Origin of the sequence: Pseudoalteromonas sp. SR45-5 (assembly GCF_014163565.1) — a bacterium.
Taxonomy (GTDB): Bacteria; Pseudomonadota; Gammaproteobacteria; order Enterobacterales; family Alteromonadaceae; genus Pseudoalteromonas; species Pseudoalteromonas distincta.
The window spans coordinates 1-1,384 of the sequence record NZ_JACJDN010000844.1; the positions used below are offsets into that span (position 1 = coordinate 1).

The 1,384-nt window shown below is 37.4% G+C and carries 1 protein-coding gene; it reads left to right on the forward strand.

Annotated elements, in window-relative coordinates; all coding sequences use genetic code 11:
- On the forward strand, window positions 1–1,371 hold a 1,371-nt coding region (locus H5072_RS19520), incomplete at its 5' end, for a cryptochrome/photolyase family protein (protein WP_182694516.1).
- Window positions 1,372–1,384 lie beyond the last annotated feature (13 nt).

Genomic DNA, 1,384 nt, shown 5'->3' on the forward strand with positions numbered 1-1,384 from the left:
GCATTAAAAACGGCAGGATTTAATGTTTTGCATTTAACACTTGACGATACAGCTGACGACAAAGATTTAATTGAATTACTCAAGCGAATTGCTGATAAATACCAATGCGAAACTATTGAATATCAATATCCTGATGAGTTTAGGCTTAAGTCTCAATTAGCTAAGTTTAAAAGTGATGGCTCATTTGATGTAATTGCCACAGATACTGAACATTTTTTATTACCGTTCACCGATATAAAAACACGCTTTACAAAAAACAAGCATGTGACAATGGAGCACTTCTATCGTGCTATGCGTAAGCAGTTTAATATATTAATTGATGATACTAAGCCAACCGGTGGCAAATGGAATTTTGACAGTAATAATCGTAATAAATTTTCCAAAGCTGACTTAGCGTGTATACCAAAACCTAAGCTATTCAATAATGATGTTAAGAACATCATTTCTCGCTTAAATAAGCACAAGATCGTTTACTTTGGCGAAATAGCCGATCAGAAACTAGAGTGGCCAACAACGCGTAAACAAGCCATTGAATCTCTCGAATACTTTTGCGAGCATTTACTTAGTTGCTTTGGTCACTTTCAAGATGCGATGACAGATCAAAGTAAAAATAATACCAGCTTGTACCATAGCCGATTATCGTTTGCCCTAAACGCAAAAATACTCCACCCGTTATATGTAATCAAACGTGTAATAAGAGAATACGAACAAAGACCAAGTGAAATATCCCTCTCGCAAGTAGAGGGCTTTACTAGGCAAATATTAGGTTGGAGAGAATATGTACGTGCCATTTATTGGATTAACATGCCCGACTACGCTGTTAAAAATCAACTGCAAGCCAAAAACACACTACCATCTTATTTTTGGAACAGCTCAACAAAAATGAATTGCCTAAGCCACTCATTAAAACAAAGCCTTGAAACCGCTTATGCCCACCATATTCAACGCCTAATGGTTATTGGAAACTTTTGCATGCTTACAGGAATAAACCCTGATAACGTAGATAACTGGTACCTAGGTGTTTATATTGATGCCATAGAGTGGGTAGAGATGCCCAACACCCGAGGAATGAGCCAGTTTGCCGATGATGGAATAATTGCGACTAAACCTTATGCTGCAAGCGGTAACTACATTAATAAGATGAGCGATTACTGCAAAAGCTGTCAGTACGATGTTAAACAAAAAGTAGGTGATAAAGCTTGCCCGCTAAATAGCCTGTACTGGCATTTCATGAATAAACACAGAGACAGGCTAGAAAAGAACCCACGTATTGGTATGGTATATAAAAATTGGGATAAACAAGAAAAAACACTCCAAGAACAAACGCTGCAACAAGCAACCTACTACCTTAATAATTTAGAAGCGCTGTAAACAAAAAAGCCGC